General features: G+C 64.0%; 17 protein-coding genes. 8 read left to right on the top strand and 9 right to left on the bottom strand.

Annotated elements, in window-relative coordinates:
- Positions 1 to 56: 56 nt before the first annotated feature.
- Both ACQP2D_RS35320 and ACQP2D_RS35315 read right to left on the bottom strand, forming a co-directional pair.
- Complete coding sequence (locus ACQP2D_RS35320) at positions 57 to 2087, bottom strand: FAD-dependent oxidoreductase (protein WP_433680265.1); 2031 nt, start codon at positions 2085 to 2087, stop codon at positions 57 to 59.
- Entirely contained in the window at positions 2084 to 2665 is a 582-nt protein-coding gene (locus ACQP2D_RS35315; RefSeq protein ID WP_433680264.1) for a PadR family transcriptional regulator, read from the bottom strand. Before ACQP2D_RS35315 ends, ACQP2D_RS35320 begins: the two co-directional genes overlap by 4 nt.
- Before the next feature lie 148 nt (positions 2666 to 2813).
- Here ACQP2D_RS35315 and ACQP2D_RS35310 point away from each other — a divergent pair, with 148 nt between their 5' ends.
- Complete coding sequence (locus ACQP2D_RS35310; protein ID WP_433680263.1) at positions 2814 to 4151, top strand: MFS transporter; 1338 nt, start codon at positions 2814 to 2816, stop codon at positions 4149 to 4151.
- Here ACQP2D_RS35310 and ACQP2D_RS35305 read toward each other — a convergent pair.
- The gene (locus ACQP2D_RS35305; RefSeq protein ID WP_433680262.1) at positions 4148 to 4768 is read right to left on the bottom strand and encodes a TetR family transcriptional regulator; all 621 of its coding nucleotides are present in this window, start codon (positions 4766 to 4768) and stop codon (positions 4148 to 4150) included. The genes ACQP2D_RS35310 and ACQP2D_RS35305 overlap by 4 nt on opposite strands.
- Before the next feature lie 268 nt (positions 4769 to 5036).
- Between ACQP2D_RS35305 and ACQP2D_RS35300 the strand changes: the two genes are divergently transcribed.
- From ACQP2D_RS35300 to ACQP2D_RS35290, 3 genes are read left to right on the top strand one after another with little or no spacing between them, the layout of a single operon-like run.
- On the top strand, positions 5037 to 6095 hold the full coding sequence (locus tag ACQP2D_RS35300; protein WP_433680261.1) for a ferredoxin reductase: 1059 nt from the start codon (positions 5037 to 5039) through the stop codon (positions 6093 to 6095).
- Positions 6096 to 6117: 22 nt separating this feature from the next.
- Positions 6118 to 7266, top strand: a complete 1149-nt coding sequence (locus tag ACQP2D_RS35295; RefSeq protein ID WP_433680260.1) for a fatty acid desaturase family protein — start codon at positions 6118 to 6120, stop codon at positions 7264 to 7266.
- Positions 7267 to 7308: 42 nt separating this feature from the next.
- Complete coding sequence (locus ACQP2D_RS35290) at positions 7309 to 7602, top strand: hypothetical protein (protein WP_433680259.1); 294 nt, start codon at positions 7309 to 7311, stop codon at positions 7600 to 7602.
- A gap of 20 nt (positions 7603 to 7622) precedes the next feature.
- On the opposite strand, the gene ACQP2D_RS35285 is transcribed toward ACQP2D_RS35290, so the two are convergent.
- A complete protein-coding gene (locus ACQP2D_RS35285; RefSeq protein ID WP_433680258.1) occupies positions 7623 to 8156 on the bottom strand; it encodes a DUF4254 domain-containing protein in 534 nt (177 codons plus the stop codon).
- 440 nt (positions 8157 to 8596) lie between these two features.
- Here ACQP2D_RS35285 and ACQP2D_RS35280 point away from each other — a divergent pair, with 440 nt between their 5' ends.
- Complete coding sequence (locus tag ACQP2D_RS35280; protein ID WP_433680257.1) at positions 8597 to 8875, top strand: hypothetical protein; 279 nt, start codon at positions 8597 to 8599, stop codon at positions 8873 to 8875.
- 328 nt (positions 8876 to 9203) lie between these two features.
- Here the strand turns inward: ACQP2D_RS35280 and ACQP2D_RS35275 are convergent, their stop codons facing one another.
- A complete protein-coding gene (locus ACQP2D_RS35275; RefSeq protein WP_433680256.1) occupies positions 9204 to 9404 on the bottom strand; it encodes a hypothetical protein in 201 nt (66 codons plus the stop codon).
- Positions 9397 to 9627, bottom strand: coding sequence for a hypothetical protein (locus ACQP2D_RS35270; RefSeq protein ID WP_433680255.1), 231 nt, complete (start codon positions 9625 to 9627; stop codon positions 9397 to 9399). The genes ACQP2D_RS35275 and ACQP2D_RS35270 overlap by 8 nt, the downstream gene beginning before the upstream one ends.
- A gap of 250 nt (positions 9628 to 9877) precedes the next feature.
- On the opposite strand from ACQP2D_RS35270, the gene ACQP2D_RS35265 reads away from it, so the two are divergent.
- The 3 genes from ACQP2D_RS35265 (at position 9878) to ACQP2D_RS35255 (ending at position 11536) form a co-directional block, all read left to right on the top strand.
- Positions 9878 to 10429, top strand: coding sequence for a DUF5753 domain-containing protein (locus tag ACQP2D_RS35265; protein WP_433680254.1), 552 nt, complete (start codon positions 9878 to 9880; stop codon positions 10427 to 10429).
- Positions 10419 to 10625: a DUF397 domain-containing protein gene (locus ACQP2D_RS35260; protein WP_433680253.1), complete on the top strand. Its 207-nt coding sequence runs from the start codon at positions 10419 to 10421 to the stop codon at positions 10623 to 10625. Before ACQP2D_RS35265 ends, ACQP2D_RS35260 begins: the two co-directional genes overlap by 11 nt.
- A gap of 230 nt (positions 10626 to 10855) precedes the next feature.
- Positions 10856 to 11536, top strand: coding sequence for a DUF4389 domain-containing protein (locus ACQP2D_RS35255; RefSeq protein ID WP_433680252.1), 681 nt, complete (start codon positions 10856 to 10858; stop codon positions 11534 to 11536).
- 33 nt (positions 11537 to 11569) lie between these two features.
- On the opposite strand, the gene ACQP2D_RS35250 is transcribed toward ACQP2D_RS35255, so the two are convergent.
- From ACQP2D_RS35250 to ACQP2D_RS35240, 3 genes are all read right to left on the bottom strand, one after another.
- The gene (locus ACQP2D_RS35250; protein WP_433685858.1) at positions 11570 to 12433 is read right to left on the bottom strand and encodes an ABC transporter ATP-binding protein; all 864 of its coding nucleotides are present in this window, start codon (positions 12431 to 12433) and stop codon (positions 11570 to 11572) included.
- A 128-nt stretch (positions 12434 to 12561) separates the two neighbouring features.
- Entirely contained in the window at positions 12562 to 13395 is an 834-nt protein-coding gene (locus ACQP2D_RS35245; protein ID WP_433680251.1) for an ABC transporter permease, read from the bottom strand.
- The gene (locus tag ACQP2D_RS35240) at positions 13388 to 14242 is read right to left on the bottom strand and encodes an ABC transporter permease (protein ID WP_433680250.1); all 855 of its coding nucleotides are present in this window, start codon (positions 14240 to 14242) and stop codon (positions 13388 to 13390) included. Before ACQP2D_RS35240 ends, ACQP2D_RS35245 begins: the two co-directional genes overlap by 8 nt.
- Positions 14243 to 14402 lie beyond the last annotated feature (160 nt).

Genomic DNA, 14402 nt, shown 5'->3' with positions numbered 1-14402 from the left:
TCCGGACAAGAACGAGCAGTCCCCCACATCCGAACTCAAAGGTGATCGCCGAGCTGCTAGATCCGAGCTGCCAGGCGGGTGCCCTGATCGATTGCGCGCTTGGCGTCGAGTTCGGCCGCTAGGTCGGCGCCGCCGATGAGGTGGATAGTGGCACCGGCGGCGCGGAGGGGTTCTTCGAGTTCGCGTACGGATTCCTGGCCAGCGCAGATGATGACGTTGTCGACCGGGATCAGTTGTGGGCGCTGGCGTTTTTCGCCGAAGCTGATGTGCAGGCCGTTGTCATCGATGCGCTCGTAGTTGACGCCGCCGACGTGTTCGACGCCCTTGGCTTTGAGTGCGGCGCGGTGCACCCAGCCGGAGGTTTTGCCGAGGTCCTTGCCGAAGGGGGTCGATTTGCGTTGCAGCAGTACGACTTCGCGGGCGGCGGGGGCGGGTTTGGGCTCGGTGAGCTGGCCGGGGACCTGCTCGTCCGCGGAGTCGACGCCCCACTCTTCCTTCCACTCGTCCAGCTTGAGCGCGGGATGTCCTTCGACAGTGAGGAATTCACTCACGTCGTAGCCGATACCGCCCGCGCCGATGACCGCGACGCGCTTGCCGACGGGCCGTTCCTCGCGCACCAGTTCGGCGTAGGACAGCACCATAGGGTGGTCGATGCCCGGGATATTCGGAATGCGCGGGCGCACACCGGTGGCCAGCACGATTTCGTCGTAGCGCGCCTCGATCAGCTCGGCCGCGGTGATCCGCTTGTTCAGGTGCACGTTCACACCGGTGACTTCGAGCATCCTGGTGTAGTAGCGGATCGATTCGTCGAACTCTTCCTTGCCCGGAATGCGGCGGGCGATATCGAATTGCCCGCCGATCTTGTCGTCGGCCTCGAAAAGGTCGACCCGGTGCCCGCGTTCGGCGAGATTGACCGCGGCCGAAAGTCCGGCCGGGCCGGCGCCGACGACCGCGACGCGCTTGCTGCGCCGGGTCGGCAGCAATTTCAACTCGGTTTCGTGACCCGCGCGCGGGTTCAGCAGGCAGGACACGGTTTTGTGCTGGAAGGCGTGGTCCAGGCATGCCTGGTTGCAAGCGATACAGGTGTTGATCTCGTCGACCCGGTCGGCGGCGGCCTTATTGACCCATTCCGGATCGGTGAGGAACGGACGCGCCAGCGAAACCAGTTGTGCGTCACCGCGAGTGAGGATTTCCTCGGCGATCTCGGGCATATTGATCCGATTGGAGGCGCATACCGGAATATTCACCTGCTCGGTGATCTTCGCGGTGAATTCGACGAAGGCCGCGCGCGGCACCGAGGTGACAATGGTCGGGACGCGCGCCTCGTGCCACCCGATATCGGTATTCAGAATGTTCGCGCCCGCGGCTTCGAGTTCCTTTGCCAGCGCGACAATTTCGTCGAAGGTCTGGCCCTTCTCGACCAACTCGGCCATGGACAGCCGGAATACGATGATGAAGTCGGGTCCCACCGCGGCACGGGTGCGGCGCACGATCTCCACCGCGATCCGGCGCCGGTTCTCCGCCGATCCGCCCCACTTGTCGGTGCGCTTATTGGTGCGCGGCGCGAGGAACTGGTTGATGAAATAGCCTTCACCGCCCATGATTTCGCAGCCGTCATAGCCGGCGAACTGGGCCAGCTTCGCACAGCGGGCGTAGTCACCGATGGTCTGCTCGATGCCGCGCGCGGAGAGCTTGCGCGGGCGGAACGGGTTGATGGGGGCCTTGATCGAGGACGCCGAAACACTGCCCGGCATATAGGAATACCGGCCCGCGTGCAGGATCTGGATGGCGATCTTGCCACCCTCGTTGTGCACGGCCTTGGTGATCACCCGGTGCCGATACGCCTCGGTCTTATTGGTGAGTTTGGCGCCGAACGGCAGCAGCCAGCCGGTGCGGTTCGGGGCGTAACCGCCGGTAATGATGAGACCGACACCGCCGCGTGCGCGTTCGGCGAAATAGGCGGCGAGCCGGTTGGTGTCCCAGGCGCGATCCTCCAGGCCGGTATGCATCGATCCCATGATCACGCGATTGCGCAGTGTGGTGAAGCCGAGATCGAGGGGCTCGAAAAGATGGGGGAACGAACTCATCGCTGAGTCTCACCTTTCTTCGGGTCCGCGTGCGGGGCTGTTGCACGAGGTTGCAGGGCTTGCAGTACTTCGTCGCACCATTCGACGAATCCGGACTCCACACGAATGCCCGCGCGCAACACGAGGTACTGGTGCAGTGGGGTACCGGAGAGCTGATCCGGCGCCGGGAAGTCACGCTTTTCGATGAGCCGGAACAGTTCCAGCCGCTGGTGGTGCTGATCGCGATGCCGGGCGACCTCAGCGCAGAGCGCGTCGATATCGCCGTGTTCCGCGGCGCGGATCTTCACACCGAGTTCGTTGCGCGGTATGGAGGTATCGGTCGGCGCGGCGATCCAGCGCGCCAATTCGGCGCGGCCCGCCTCGTTCACCGAATAGACCTTCTTATCGGGACGACCCTCCTGGGCCACTGCCTCGCTGCTCAGCCACCCGGATTCCTCCATGCGCTTGAGCACCCGATAGATCTGCTGATGGGTCGCGCTCCAGAAGAAGCCGATGGACTTGTCGAAGCGGCGCGCCAGTTCATAACCCGAACCGGCGCGCTCGGTCAGCGATACCAGCAACGCGTGTTCGAGGGCCATAGCGCAAGGTTATCGTTACACGCAGTACTATGCAACTGGGTGCATAGCATCCCGGTATCGAGTGTTGGCCTGCCTGTCGAGGGAATCCGCATTAGGCTGCGCCCATGAGGGCGGCATCGCGCGGCGATTCGAATGAGCTGGTGGTCGCGTGACGGGCGGGCCCGAGGTGGACCCGCGGTCGATAGTCGGGCAGGCCGCCGGGCGCGGGCACGTAGTGGCGTGGGGATTGTGGGATTGGGGGTCCTCGGCATTCAACGCGGTGATCCTGACCTTCGTCTTCTCGGTGTATCTGACCGATAAGGTCGGCGACGATCTGCCGGGCGGGGTGTCACCGAGCGCCTGGCTCGGTTGGGCGCTGGGCCTCGCGGGTTTCGTGGTCGCGCTCACCGCCCCGATCAGCGGGCAGCGCTTCGACGCGAGCGCGAAACGCAAAGGCTCTCTTGGGGCGTTGACCACGCTGACCATCCTGTCGATGGCGCTGATGTTCTTCGTCCACGACGACTATCGGTACTTCTGGTTCGGTCTGGTCCTGCTCGGCTTCGGCTCGGCATTCTTCGAATTGGCGGGTGTGCCCTACAACGCGATGCTGCGCCAGGTCTCCACTCCCGAGGATGTCGGACGGGTTTCCGGATTCGGCTGGGCCATGGGCTATTTCGGCGGCATCTTCATCCTGCTGATCAGCTATTTCGGCTTCATATCCGGTCACGGTGACAACCGTGGGCTGCTCGGCGTGCCCGTGGACGACGGGACGAATATCCGATTGGTCGCGATGCTGGCGGCCGTCTGGTTCGCGGCCTTCGCGCTGCCGGTATTGCTTGTCGTGCCCGAATTGCCGCGCACCAATGCCGATCCGGGCGCGGCGAAGGCCGGATTCTTCGGCTCCTACCGGGTGCTGTGGCGGGATCTGCGCGAACTCTGGGCCGTCGATCGGCGCACCGTCGGCTTCCTGGTCGCCAGTGCGATCTTCCGGGACGGTCTGGCCGGGGTGTTCACCTTCGGTGCGATCCTGGCCGTGCGGGTCTATGGCATCGCCGATTCCGATGTGCTGCTGTTCGGCATCGCCGCGAATGTCGTCGCGGCGCTCGGTGCGATCACCGCGGGCCGTTTCGACGACCGGGTCGGCCCGAAGATCGTGATCGTCGTCGCGCTGGTCGCCATGGTGATCTGCGGCATCGCACTGTTGATCGTGTCCGGGCCGACCATGTTCTGGGTCTTCGGCCTACTGCTCACGATCTTTGTCGGCCCCGCCCAGTCCGCCGCCCGCTCGTTCCTCACCCGGCTGGCCCCGCCCGGGCGCGAAGGTCAGATGTTCGGCCTCTACACCACCACCGGCCGCGCCGTATCGTTCCTCGCCCCAGCCCTTTTCGGTTTCTTCGTCTGGGCCTTCGATGCCGATCGTGCGGGCATTGTCGGCATCCTGGCAGTCCTCGCCCTCGGTTTGGCGGCGCTGCTGCCGGTGCGCGGGCCGGAGCGCAACGCGGCCTAACGGTCCTTCGCGGGCCACCAGGCGGCCATGCCGAGGGCGATGAGGCGGACCTGGCGGACGGTGCGGTCGATGATGGCGGGTTGGTCGCGGGGCGCGGCGGCCACGTAGTCGGCGATGCAGTCGGCGACCGTCGAGACGATCAGGTCGGCGGCCAGCTCGAGGTCTTCCGAGGACCAGGAGTCCAGGTCCGGAATGCGGGACAGGTCGACGACCAGTTCGCGGACGATCAATTGCAGTTCGAGCGCGATGGCCTGCTGCAGGGCGGCCGAACCGCCACGGCGTTCCCGGGTGATGAAGCCGAAGAGTTCGCGCTTGGTGGCGACCTGTTCGAAGACGAACCGCACGGTCTCCGAAAGTCGGGCATCGGGTGTGCGGCGCAGTTGGCGCAGGGCCAGGCGCAGCGCGCGGATGCCCTCGTCGACCAGGGCCGCGCCGAGATCGTCGAGTGAGGCGAAATGGCGGTAGAACGCGGTCGGCACAATGCCCGCGGAACGGGCGATCTCGCGCAGGCTCAGCGCACCGAAGCCGCGCTCGGCGGCGAGCGCGAGCGTGCCGTCGAGCAGGGCCTGTCTGGTGCGCTCCTTGCGTTCTATCCGGCTAGCTGCGGGCTCGCTCATCATAGTGAGCATACATCCGTTCACCATTCATCCATTCCAGGGATGTAGTTCGGGTCACATCAATTGCTGGTTGACACCGGACCCGGTCCATCAGTCACACTTGTTGAGTGTACAGGCGTGCACTGAAATCTTCGCCGAAGAAGAAGTTCGAGAGCACGCCGCAGCCCGACAAGTAGAGGCACCCCGCGGCATGAGCCGAGGGTCCGCCAGGCGGCAGCTTGCGCGACCACCGAGGACCCCGCCCGCCGCACATTGAACGGAGAACCGCATGGTCGGACTTCTCGACCTGGTACAAACCCTGACCACGCCGCACCCACTCGACCGCTACCTGGAGCTCGTCCATCCGACGCTGACAGCGCGGGAGCTCCGGGCGCAGATCACCCACGTCCGGCGCTCGGCGCCGGGTTCAGTGACGCTGACCCTGCGTCCCACCCGGCAGTGGCGCGGCCACGCCGCCGGGCAATACGTGCAGATCGGCGTCGTGATCGACGGCATCCGGCACACCCGGTGCTACTCGCCGGTGAATTCGGAGGCAAGGCGCGATCGGCACATCGAACTGACCGTCAAGGCGCATCCGGGCGGTCTGGTTTCGCAATACCTGTACCGCAACGCCGTGCCGGGCATGGTCGTCAGCCTCGAACCCGCCGACGGCGTCTTCCGGCTACCCGAACCGCGCCCCGAACGGGTGCTGCTGATCAGCGGCGGCAGCGGCATTACCCCGGTGCTGTCCATGCTGCGCACCCTGGCGGATGAGGGCTACCCGGGCGAACTCGCCTTCCTGCACTATGCGAAGTCGCCGGAAGCGGTGCCGCATCGCGCGGAGCTGGACGCGATCGCGCAGGCGAACGGGAATTTCCGCATCGAGGTGCGCCATCCCGGTGACGGCTCCGGCTATTTCGACTACGACCAGCTCGAACGCGTCGCGCCGTGGTTCGCCGATGGCGAGACCTATGTCTGCGGCCCGCAGGGCCTGATGGACGCGGTGCGCAAGATCTTCGAGGCCGAACGGTTGGACCACCGGCTGCACGCCGAGGAGTTCACCCTGTCCACCACCCCCGTCGACGCGGACGAGGCCTTCGGCACGGTCAGCTTCACGGCCAGTGGCAAGACCGCCGAGAACAACGGCGCGGTCCTGCTCGAGCAGGCCGAGGCCGCCGGCATGAATCCGGAGTACGGCTGCCGGATGGGTATCTGCTTTTCCTGCACCGCGGTTCGGCGCACCGGCTGCACCCGCAATGTCCGCACCGGCGAAACCGACAGCGATCCGGATCAGCCCATCCAGCTCTGCATCAACGCGCCCGTCGGCGACGTCGAGATCGATATCTGAAACAACAAGGGGACCGATACCAATGACAATTTTGACCGAAACGAAAGACGGCCCGCTGGTACTGAGCCCGGAGCAGGTCGAGGAACTCGGCCAGGCCCTGGACGACCTGCGCGCCCGCATCGTCGCCGATCTCGGCGACCGTGACCGCGAATATATCTACTCGATCATCAAGGCACAGCGCGGTTTCGAGATCGCCGGTCGCGGCCTGATGTATCTGGGCTTCCTGCCACCGTTCTGGCTGGCCGCGGTTGCCGCGCTGAGTGTGTCGAAGATCCTGGACAATATGGAGATCGGCCACAATGTCATGCACGGTCAGTACGACTGGATGCGTGAGCGCGGCCTGAATTCCCGTGAGTTCGAATGGGATACCGTCTGCCCGGCGGATCAGTGGAAGCATTCGCACAACTACATGCACCACACCTACACCAATATCCACGGCATGGACCGCGATATCGGCTACGGCATCCTGCGCATGGATGAGGCGCAGCAGTGGAATATCCTGCGGCTCGGTCAGCCGCTGTACGCCTTCGCGCTGATGGTGGCGTTCGAGTGGGGCGTGATGGGCCACGACCTCGAGGTGGAGAACATCCTGCGCGGCAAGAAGAGCTGGGCAGAGGTCAAGCGATTGCTGAAGGGCCAGTGGCGCAAGGCCGGTCGGCAGGTGCTCAAGGACTATGTCGTCTTCCCGGCGCTGACCGGTCCGCTGTTCCTCAGCACGCTCGCCGGGAACGGCGCCGCGAATCTGGTGCGCAACCTGTGGGCCTTCTCCATCATCTTCTGCGGCCACTTCCCCACGGGCGTACAGACGTTCACCGAAGCGGAGACCGCCGAGGAGACCCGCGGTGAGTGGTACGTCCGGCAGATGCTCGGCTCGGCCAACATCACCGGCAGCAAGCTGTTCCACATCATGTCCGGTAATTTGTCGCATCAGATCGAACACCATCTGTTCCCGGATCTGCCCGCGAACCGCTATCCGGAGATGGCGCCCGAGGTTCGGGAACTGTGCGCGAAGTATGGATTGCCGTACAACACCGGTTCGCTCGGAAAGCAAGTCGGATCGGTCTGGCTGAAGATTTTCAAGCTGGCCCTGCCGCCGTTCTTGGTCGGGAAGGAGTCCACGCCCGGTGTTATTGTGATGCGACAGCGGAACACAACCGAAGTGGGCGTGTGAATGATCGGGAAATTCGAAAGTAACAAGGATCTAATTCAGGAATTGACTTCCTCTGGCGCGCGACATGTCGGAAATATCGCCAACATCATCACCGGCACCGTCGCGGAGGTCACCAGGGAGATCGGTGAGTGGATCACCGATGCCATCGAGATGAACGAGGCCGCGGCCGCTGCCCGCAAAGACGCGGCGGCGCAGCAGGGCGACGAATTCGTCGACGACGACGATTTCGCTGGTGCCCCGGTCCAGGACCGGGCCGATGTGTCCTATGACGCGGAGGTCGAGCCGACCACCTCGTTCGTCGAGGCCGAGGTGGTTGAGCCCGACAACGATCGATAGGGGCTCGAAGGCCCCTGTGATCACCACACCGGCAGCCGGCGCCGGTGTTCGGTCACGTCGGTGATCAGATCCTTGTATCCGTCGGCCAGTTCGGCCAACCGGCTCCACTGCAGGTGGGTGTCGTCATCCAACTGCAGTGGGTGCGGGTCGGCGGGTGCCGACATACTCAATGCGTATTGTGCCGCAACCCATTTCGCCGCCATCCGATCGATGACGGCGCCCAGGGTCTCGGTGTGCAGCGAGGCGCCCGCGCGGTGCTGCACATGGGTGTCGACCCAATCGTCGATGCGGCCCACTAGTTCCGTTCGGTGCGCGTGGATGTCGTCGATGAGTTGCAGGCACCTCGCGACGCAGCCGCTCGACGCGTCCGGTGCATGCGCCGTCAGCAGGGCGTTGTGCCTGCGTTCATGGCATTCGACCAGTGCGCGTGCCATGGCGAGCACATGGTGCCGGTGTCGATGCGGATCGTCGGGTTCGCGAAATGCGCGCAGTAGTGCTTCTGGCGATGGCAGCTCGTCGGCTCCGATACGGCCTGCGACGTATTCGGTAGGCATGGTGCACGCCCCTGCGGTAACGATTGATGTGTCTGGATGCGCCAGGGCCGAGGAGGATTTCGGGGAGGGGCACCCCTCGGCTCCGGCGCAGCCCCGCAGCCCGGACGCCCCCCCACACAGTCCACCAGCACGGCAAAGAAACCGGGAAATCCGCGACGATGCGATGAGGAAGACGGCCCGAGATAATCGGGACCTTTTCAGGAAAGCGCGATAGTCGAATCGGCGCAATAGTATGGTGTAAAAACAGATGAGCTGCCGGGAAATCGTTATGATCCGTTACGGATCGGTCACATACGCGCCAACATTCACGCCCTACCGGAATCGCTGAGCGCATGGGCAGCAATCACTTCTGGCGAGGCGTACCCACGATGTCGTTCGATAGACTAACCTCGACGTTTGTGCCCGCATATGTGTCTTCGCCCGAGTTGACATTCGGGTTCATGTTCGCGCTGGAAGACCCCGAGCGAATCGCCGAGGTCGTGCGCACGCTCATCCTCCGCAAGACGGTGTCGGTCTTTCGACTCGCCCGCCTGTCCGACGATGACGGCCCACCCGAACGCTATGTCGTGAACTGGGCAGTGATACCACAGATTTCGATCACCACCAGCGCCCCCGATCCGGACGAGCTAGAGGCAGGCCAGATCATGCTGGTGAACGCCTTCCTCGGCGAAGAGGGCGAGATCAGTCTGTACTCGGCCCAGGGCCAGGCGCCCGGCTGACCCTCTTGTGCGGAAAAGGCAACTCCGCCCACCCCACTATCGGTTAATGATCAGTGTTCCATCAGAGCGAACCAGCAAGGCGCCTGACCTCAGCACCCTTCGGCGGGTAGCCTTCACTAGAAACAACTTTCGACCCCCCGTTTCGCGCGCTTGCGCTCGCGGCGGCTGCATTCACGGTCGAGATCAACACCAGTGCTGCGAATCGCGGTCCTCGCATACCTTCTGGACTTCACGCATACCTCCGCGTCGGTGGCACGGCGGTTCGTGCGGTGTGTCGGTATGCGAGATGTGTGAAAGGTGTGCGAGGAGGTCAGGACTTGACACGAAGTCAGGCTTCGTCCAGGTCGTCGTACTCCGTGGGCCAGCCGTCTGCACCGATCTCGCATAGTGAGCCGTCTGCCCCTTCGCACAGCGGGTTGCTATCGCTGGGGGCCAGTTCGAGTTTGAGCCGGGTGGCTTCGTGGAAGGTGGCGAGCAGTGCCCGGACGGATGGGGCGATGTTGTTTCGCTGCAACCGGTTCTCAGTCATCCGCGTTATGTCCCAACAGATTTGGAAGGTCTGTGGCGCGCAGCAGGGCGGTCCAGTAGTCGTTGCGGAGTGCGTTCCAGAGGTCGTCGTGCTCGGGGAGCAATCGGCGTGCGTCGACCAGGTCGGGGTAGGTGTCGAACATGATCGTTCCAGGTTGTGCGTCGGGGAGTAGCGTGCGCGACGGGAGTCGATGGGCGGTGAACGCTTCGTGCGGGAACTGCACGCGGATCCGTGCGGAACTGCGGACCAGTTGCCAGACGGCGGTTTTTGCGGCCGTCCGGGGTTCGTGTGGTGCGCAATGCATCTCGGCGCATTACGACATTTTCCCGTTGGTGCGCCCGACGTCGGGGGACTCGGCACCACGGCACCGGGACGGTTCTGCGGGCGCGGGATGGTTTGCCCATTCGCGGACGGCGTCGGCGAACTGTTCGACTACCTCGGCGGAAGCGCCGGTGTAGATTGCGGGCGCGAGCGTGCTCACGTCGTTCCAAGAACTTGTGCCGGGACTGTTTCAAATCCCTGGTTACGCCGAGACCCTGATCCGAGCGGTGTACCCGGAGGAGCCATCGTCTGAGATCACTCGCAGGGTAGAGATGAAGATGCACCGCCAGAGACTCGTCACGCGCAAAGGTCGCCCCGCTGCTGTCGATGTCATCTTGGATGAATCGGTCCTGCGCCGGATGGTCGGAAATCCGCGAATCATGGCCGAGCAGCTGCGCCATCTGGCTGACCTGAGCACCAAGCCAAACATCACGGTCCGAGTCTTGCCCTACCTCGCCGGTGTTCCTCTCGGGGATCTAACCGGCCCGTTCACCAACGTTGATTTCGCTCTGGACGCGAAAGGCAAGCACGAACCGTCAGTGGTCTACGTTGAGAACTTCACGGGCGCGATGTACCTTGAGCGCCCCGACAGTGTCGGTCGATACCGGACAGCCCAGGAGGCTATTGGTCGCGTAGCGTTGGATGCGCAGCCAAGTAGGGACCTGCTTCGCAGGGCAGCAAGGGAGTTTGAGCGTGAGCGATGACCTATCGGGCGCTCGGTGGTTCAAGAGCACCCGCAGCGGAGGCAGCCAAGACTGCGTAGAAGTCGCCTTCCTCGATGACGGGCGGGTCGGCGTGCGGGACTCGAAGAACCCGACCGGCCCCGCCCTGGTCTTCACACCCGGTGAATGGGATGCCTTCACGGCTGGTGTAGCCGATGGAGAGTTCAAGCGTCCGTAGGGGTTTCGCCTCGAAGACCCACGCGGCCCTCAGCATCAAAGCTGGGGCTGCTTTGTGTCCACGGGATTCGGGCCCGCGCTGTGGGGAACGCGATTCACCGCACCCACAGGGCACCTTTTCGTTGGCGTGTCGGTATCGGAACGTGGCGTGAGCGGATGGTCGATACGGGACAATCAGGACATTCCTCACTCGTTGTCGAGGCATCGAAGCACCTGGAAGGAGCATCGATCATGGAGCCCGAGAACACCGCCAAAGCCGCGAGTCCGGTCAATCCGGTACGTGTCCGAGGAGATCTCGACCCCGCGATATCGCGGTGGATGTGGCTGGTCAAGTGGATCCTGGCCATCCCGCACGCCATCATTCTGATTTTCCTGTATATCGCGTACGTGATCGTTTCGGTCATCGCATTCTTCGCGATCCTGATCACCGGGCAGTATCCGCGCGGGCTATTCGACTTCAATGTCGGAGTCATGCGTTGGGGATGGCGGGTCGGCTTCTACGCCTACTCGGTGCTCGGCACCGATAAGTACCCGCCGTTCAGTCTGCAGTCCGATCCCGACTATCCGGCGGATCTGGAGATCGACTACCCGGAGCAGCTGAGTCGTGGTCTGGTGCTGGTGAAGTGGTGGCTGCTGGCCATTCCGCACTATCTGATCCTCGGCGCGATCTTCAGCGCCGGTGTGGGTGGCGGCGACAACGGTTGGGGCGGATTCACCCTCGCCAATGTGCTGCTGCTGGTCGCTGTGGTGGCACTGCTTTTCACCGCGGTGTATCCCAAGGGCCTGTTCGACTTCCTGCTCGGCGTGCACCGCTGGTCCATCCGGGTCGGTGCCTATGCCTCGCTGATGCGCGACGAATACCCGCCGTTCCGGCTCGACCAGGGCGCGCGCGAACCCGAAGTGACTGAATAGCACCAGGATCGAGAGCCGGACAGCGAGGCGCGGTCACCACGCGGATTCATAGATCCGCCGGACCACATCCTCGATGTCCGGCTCTTCTATGGACAGATCGCGCACCTCGGCGCGATCGGATACGGCGGCGAGAACCTGTGCGGCCGTGGTCGCTTCGGCATCGAAGGCCAAACGCTGCCGCATTCCGTTGCCCTCGCTGGTCAGCAGTTCGGTTCTCGGCAGATCGTCGAGATTGCGGGTGGGTTCGACCAGATCGACGACCAGCACCCGCCGGGCGCCCACCCGCACCCCGAGTCCGGTCAGTGAACCGTCGTACACCAGGCTGCCGCGATCGACGACGAGCACCCGCTCGCAGAGCCGTTCGATATCGCCCATATCGTGGGTGGTGAGCAGCAGCGTGGTGCCGCGTTCGGTGCGTTCGGCGCGCAGGAATTCGCGTAGTCGCTGTTTCGACAGCACATCCAGACCGATGGTCGGCTCATCGAGTATGACCAATTCGGGGGAGTGCAGCAGTGCGGCGGCGACCTCGGCCCGCATGCGCTGGCCCAGCGAGAGCTGGCGCACCGGGGTGTCCAGCGTCTCGGCCATCTCCAACTGTTCGACCAGCTCGTAGGTGCGTTTATGCGCGACATCGGATTCCAGCCGATGGATGGCGGCCAGGATCGAAAACGATTCGCGCAGTGGCAGATCCCACCACAGCTGGGAGCGCTGGCCGAAGACCACTCCGATGCGGGCGGCGAGTTCGCGCCGCTGGCGCACCGGGTCCAGACCGCAGGTGCGTACGGTGCCCGCGGTCGGGACCAGGATGCCGGTCAGCATTTTGATCGTGGTGGATTTGCCCGCCCCGTTCGCCCCGATATAGCCCACCGCCGAGCCCCGTTCGATCCGGAACGTCATCCGGTCGACCGCGGTGAGCGTCTCGCGGCGGCGTCGCCAGCGGTGCCCGTACTTACGGTGCAGAATGAATTCTCTTGTCAGATTCTCGATGTCGATGATCGAGTCCGGTAGCGCGCTCTCCGCCACGCTTATCCGCCCCCTCCTTGATAGTGCCGAGTACCTAGTCGCCACAAACCCAACGCGAGCAGCCACACCCACAGCGCCGCCACCGGTGCGAACCAGGCCAGCCAGGACGGCATCAGCGGCGGGCCGGATAGGTGCAGGAGTGCGATGGTCGGTAGGTACGCCGTGAACGCGACCGGAATCGCGAAGCCGAATACCAGCTTCAGCGATGTCGGGAACACCGAAGCGGGTTGCATAGCGGCGAACGAGCCCCCATAGGTGAAGCTGTTGGTCAGTTCCGAGCCGTCGATCAGGTAGAACTGTGCGCCCGCGGCGCAGACGAACAGGCCGCCGAACAGGGCGACACCACCTAGCAGGGTAGTCGTCAACAGTACGAAAGTCTCGGGCCCCCAATCGATATCGTTGCGAATCAGTCCCAATCCGAGCACGATGATCGCCACCGAGGCGCGCGCCAACCGGCGCAGTGAGATATCGCTGGTGATCAGCTGCAGCAGTAGTGGTTGGGGGCGTAGGTGGTAAGCGTCGAGCATACCGAGCCGGATGAGCGTCGGCAGCGAATCGAGGTGGCCGAACAGGACTTGGGCCAGTGCGAATCCGGTATTGCTGAGGCCGAACAGCAGGAGTGCGCCGTTCAGGTCGAGTCCGCCGAGCACACGGACGTTGTGGTAGATGACCCACACCTCGGCGAATTCGACAACGCCGATCAGGAAGGCGCTGAATACCTCGCTGGCGAAGGACAATCGGTAGGTGCGTTGGGCCCGTATCCGGGATCGCAACACGGCCGCGTACGGGGTGAACCAGGTTCCGGCCGGTACGGGCGTATACGGAGGCTCAGCCACCTTGCACCTCCAGCCTGCGCCGTCCGGCCGCCAACAGCACGCGGCCGATCGCGCCGACCACGAGCACCCAGAACACCTGTGTGGCAACGACCGTCACGGCAGTCATCCCGATGACCCGACCCGACAGGATGTCGATCGGCGACTGCAGGATCGACGGGAACGGGGTGGCCTGCGCGACGGTGCGCAGCCATGCCGGGAACATGTGCACCGGCACGAACAGCCCGGCCAGGAACGTGCCGCAAATCTGGTATAGCACCCGAATGCCGCGTGTTTCCACCACCCAGAATCCGATCAATCCGACGGCGAAAAGGCATAGAAACGACAACGCTACGGCCAGAATCACACTGACCAGTCCGAGCAGGTAGGGGCCCGGTGTGCCGGGCATGGCGAGTCCGAAGGTGAACACGCCTACCAGCACACTCGGCACGCCGCGCGGCAGGATCGTGCAGGCGGCACGGCCGAGATCGGTAGCGAGATAACTGAATTGGACATCGACCGGACGCAGGAAGTCGATAGCGATATCGCCGTTCTTCACCCGGTCCACCAATTCCAGTGGTGGACCCATGAATTGGGTCGCGCCGAGCAGGCCCTGTGACAGCCAGACGTAGGCGCCGATCGATCCCGCGTCGTAACCACCGAACCCGTTGGAGGCGCGCACCGCGGCCATCATGACCGCGGCGCGGACGAACCCGAAGACGCAGTTGGTGAAGAGTCCGGCGAACATCGCGAGTTTGTACTGGGATTGGCGCCGGAATCCGGCCCGGGCGAGATAGAGATACAACCGTGCGGTTCGTAACGCGGGCACTGCCGCGGGCAGCAATCGGTCGCCCTCCACTCTGCCGCGCACAAACGGTTAACTCTACGGCGACCGGGCGGACGCGCGGTAGGTGTGCGCGCGATTTTTGGAAAAGTGCTACAAACCTGGTGCTTCGATGTTAGAAACACAGTCACTTCAGATTTGCCGTCGCATCGAGTGGGCGGAGTCGCTCGCGCACGACAGGAAGGAT

The sequence above is a fragment of the Nocardia sp. CA-119907 genome (assembly GCF_050955995.1).
In the GTDB taxonomy this organism is placed as follows: Bacteria; Actinomycetota; Actinomycetes; order Mycobacteriales; family Mycobacteriaceae; genus Nocardia.
This window is presented reverse-complemented; position numbering and strand designations above follow the sequence as displayed.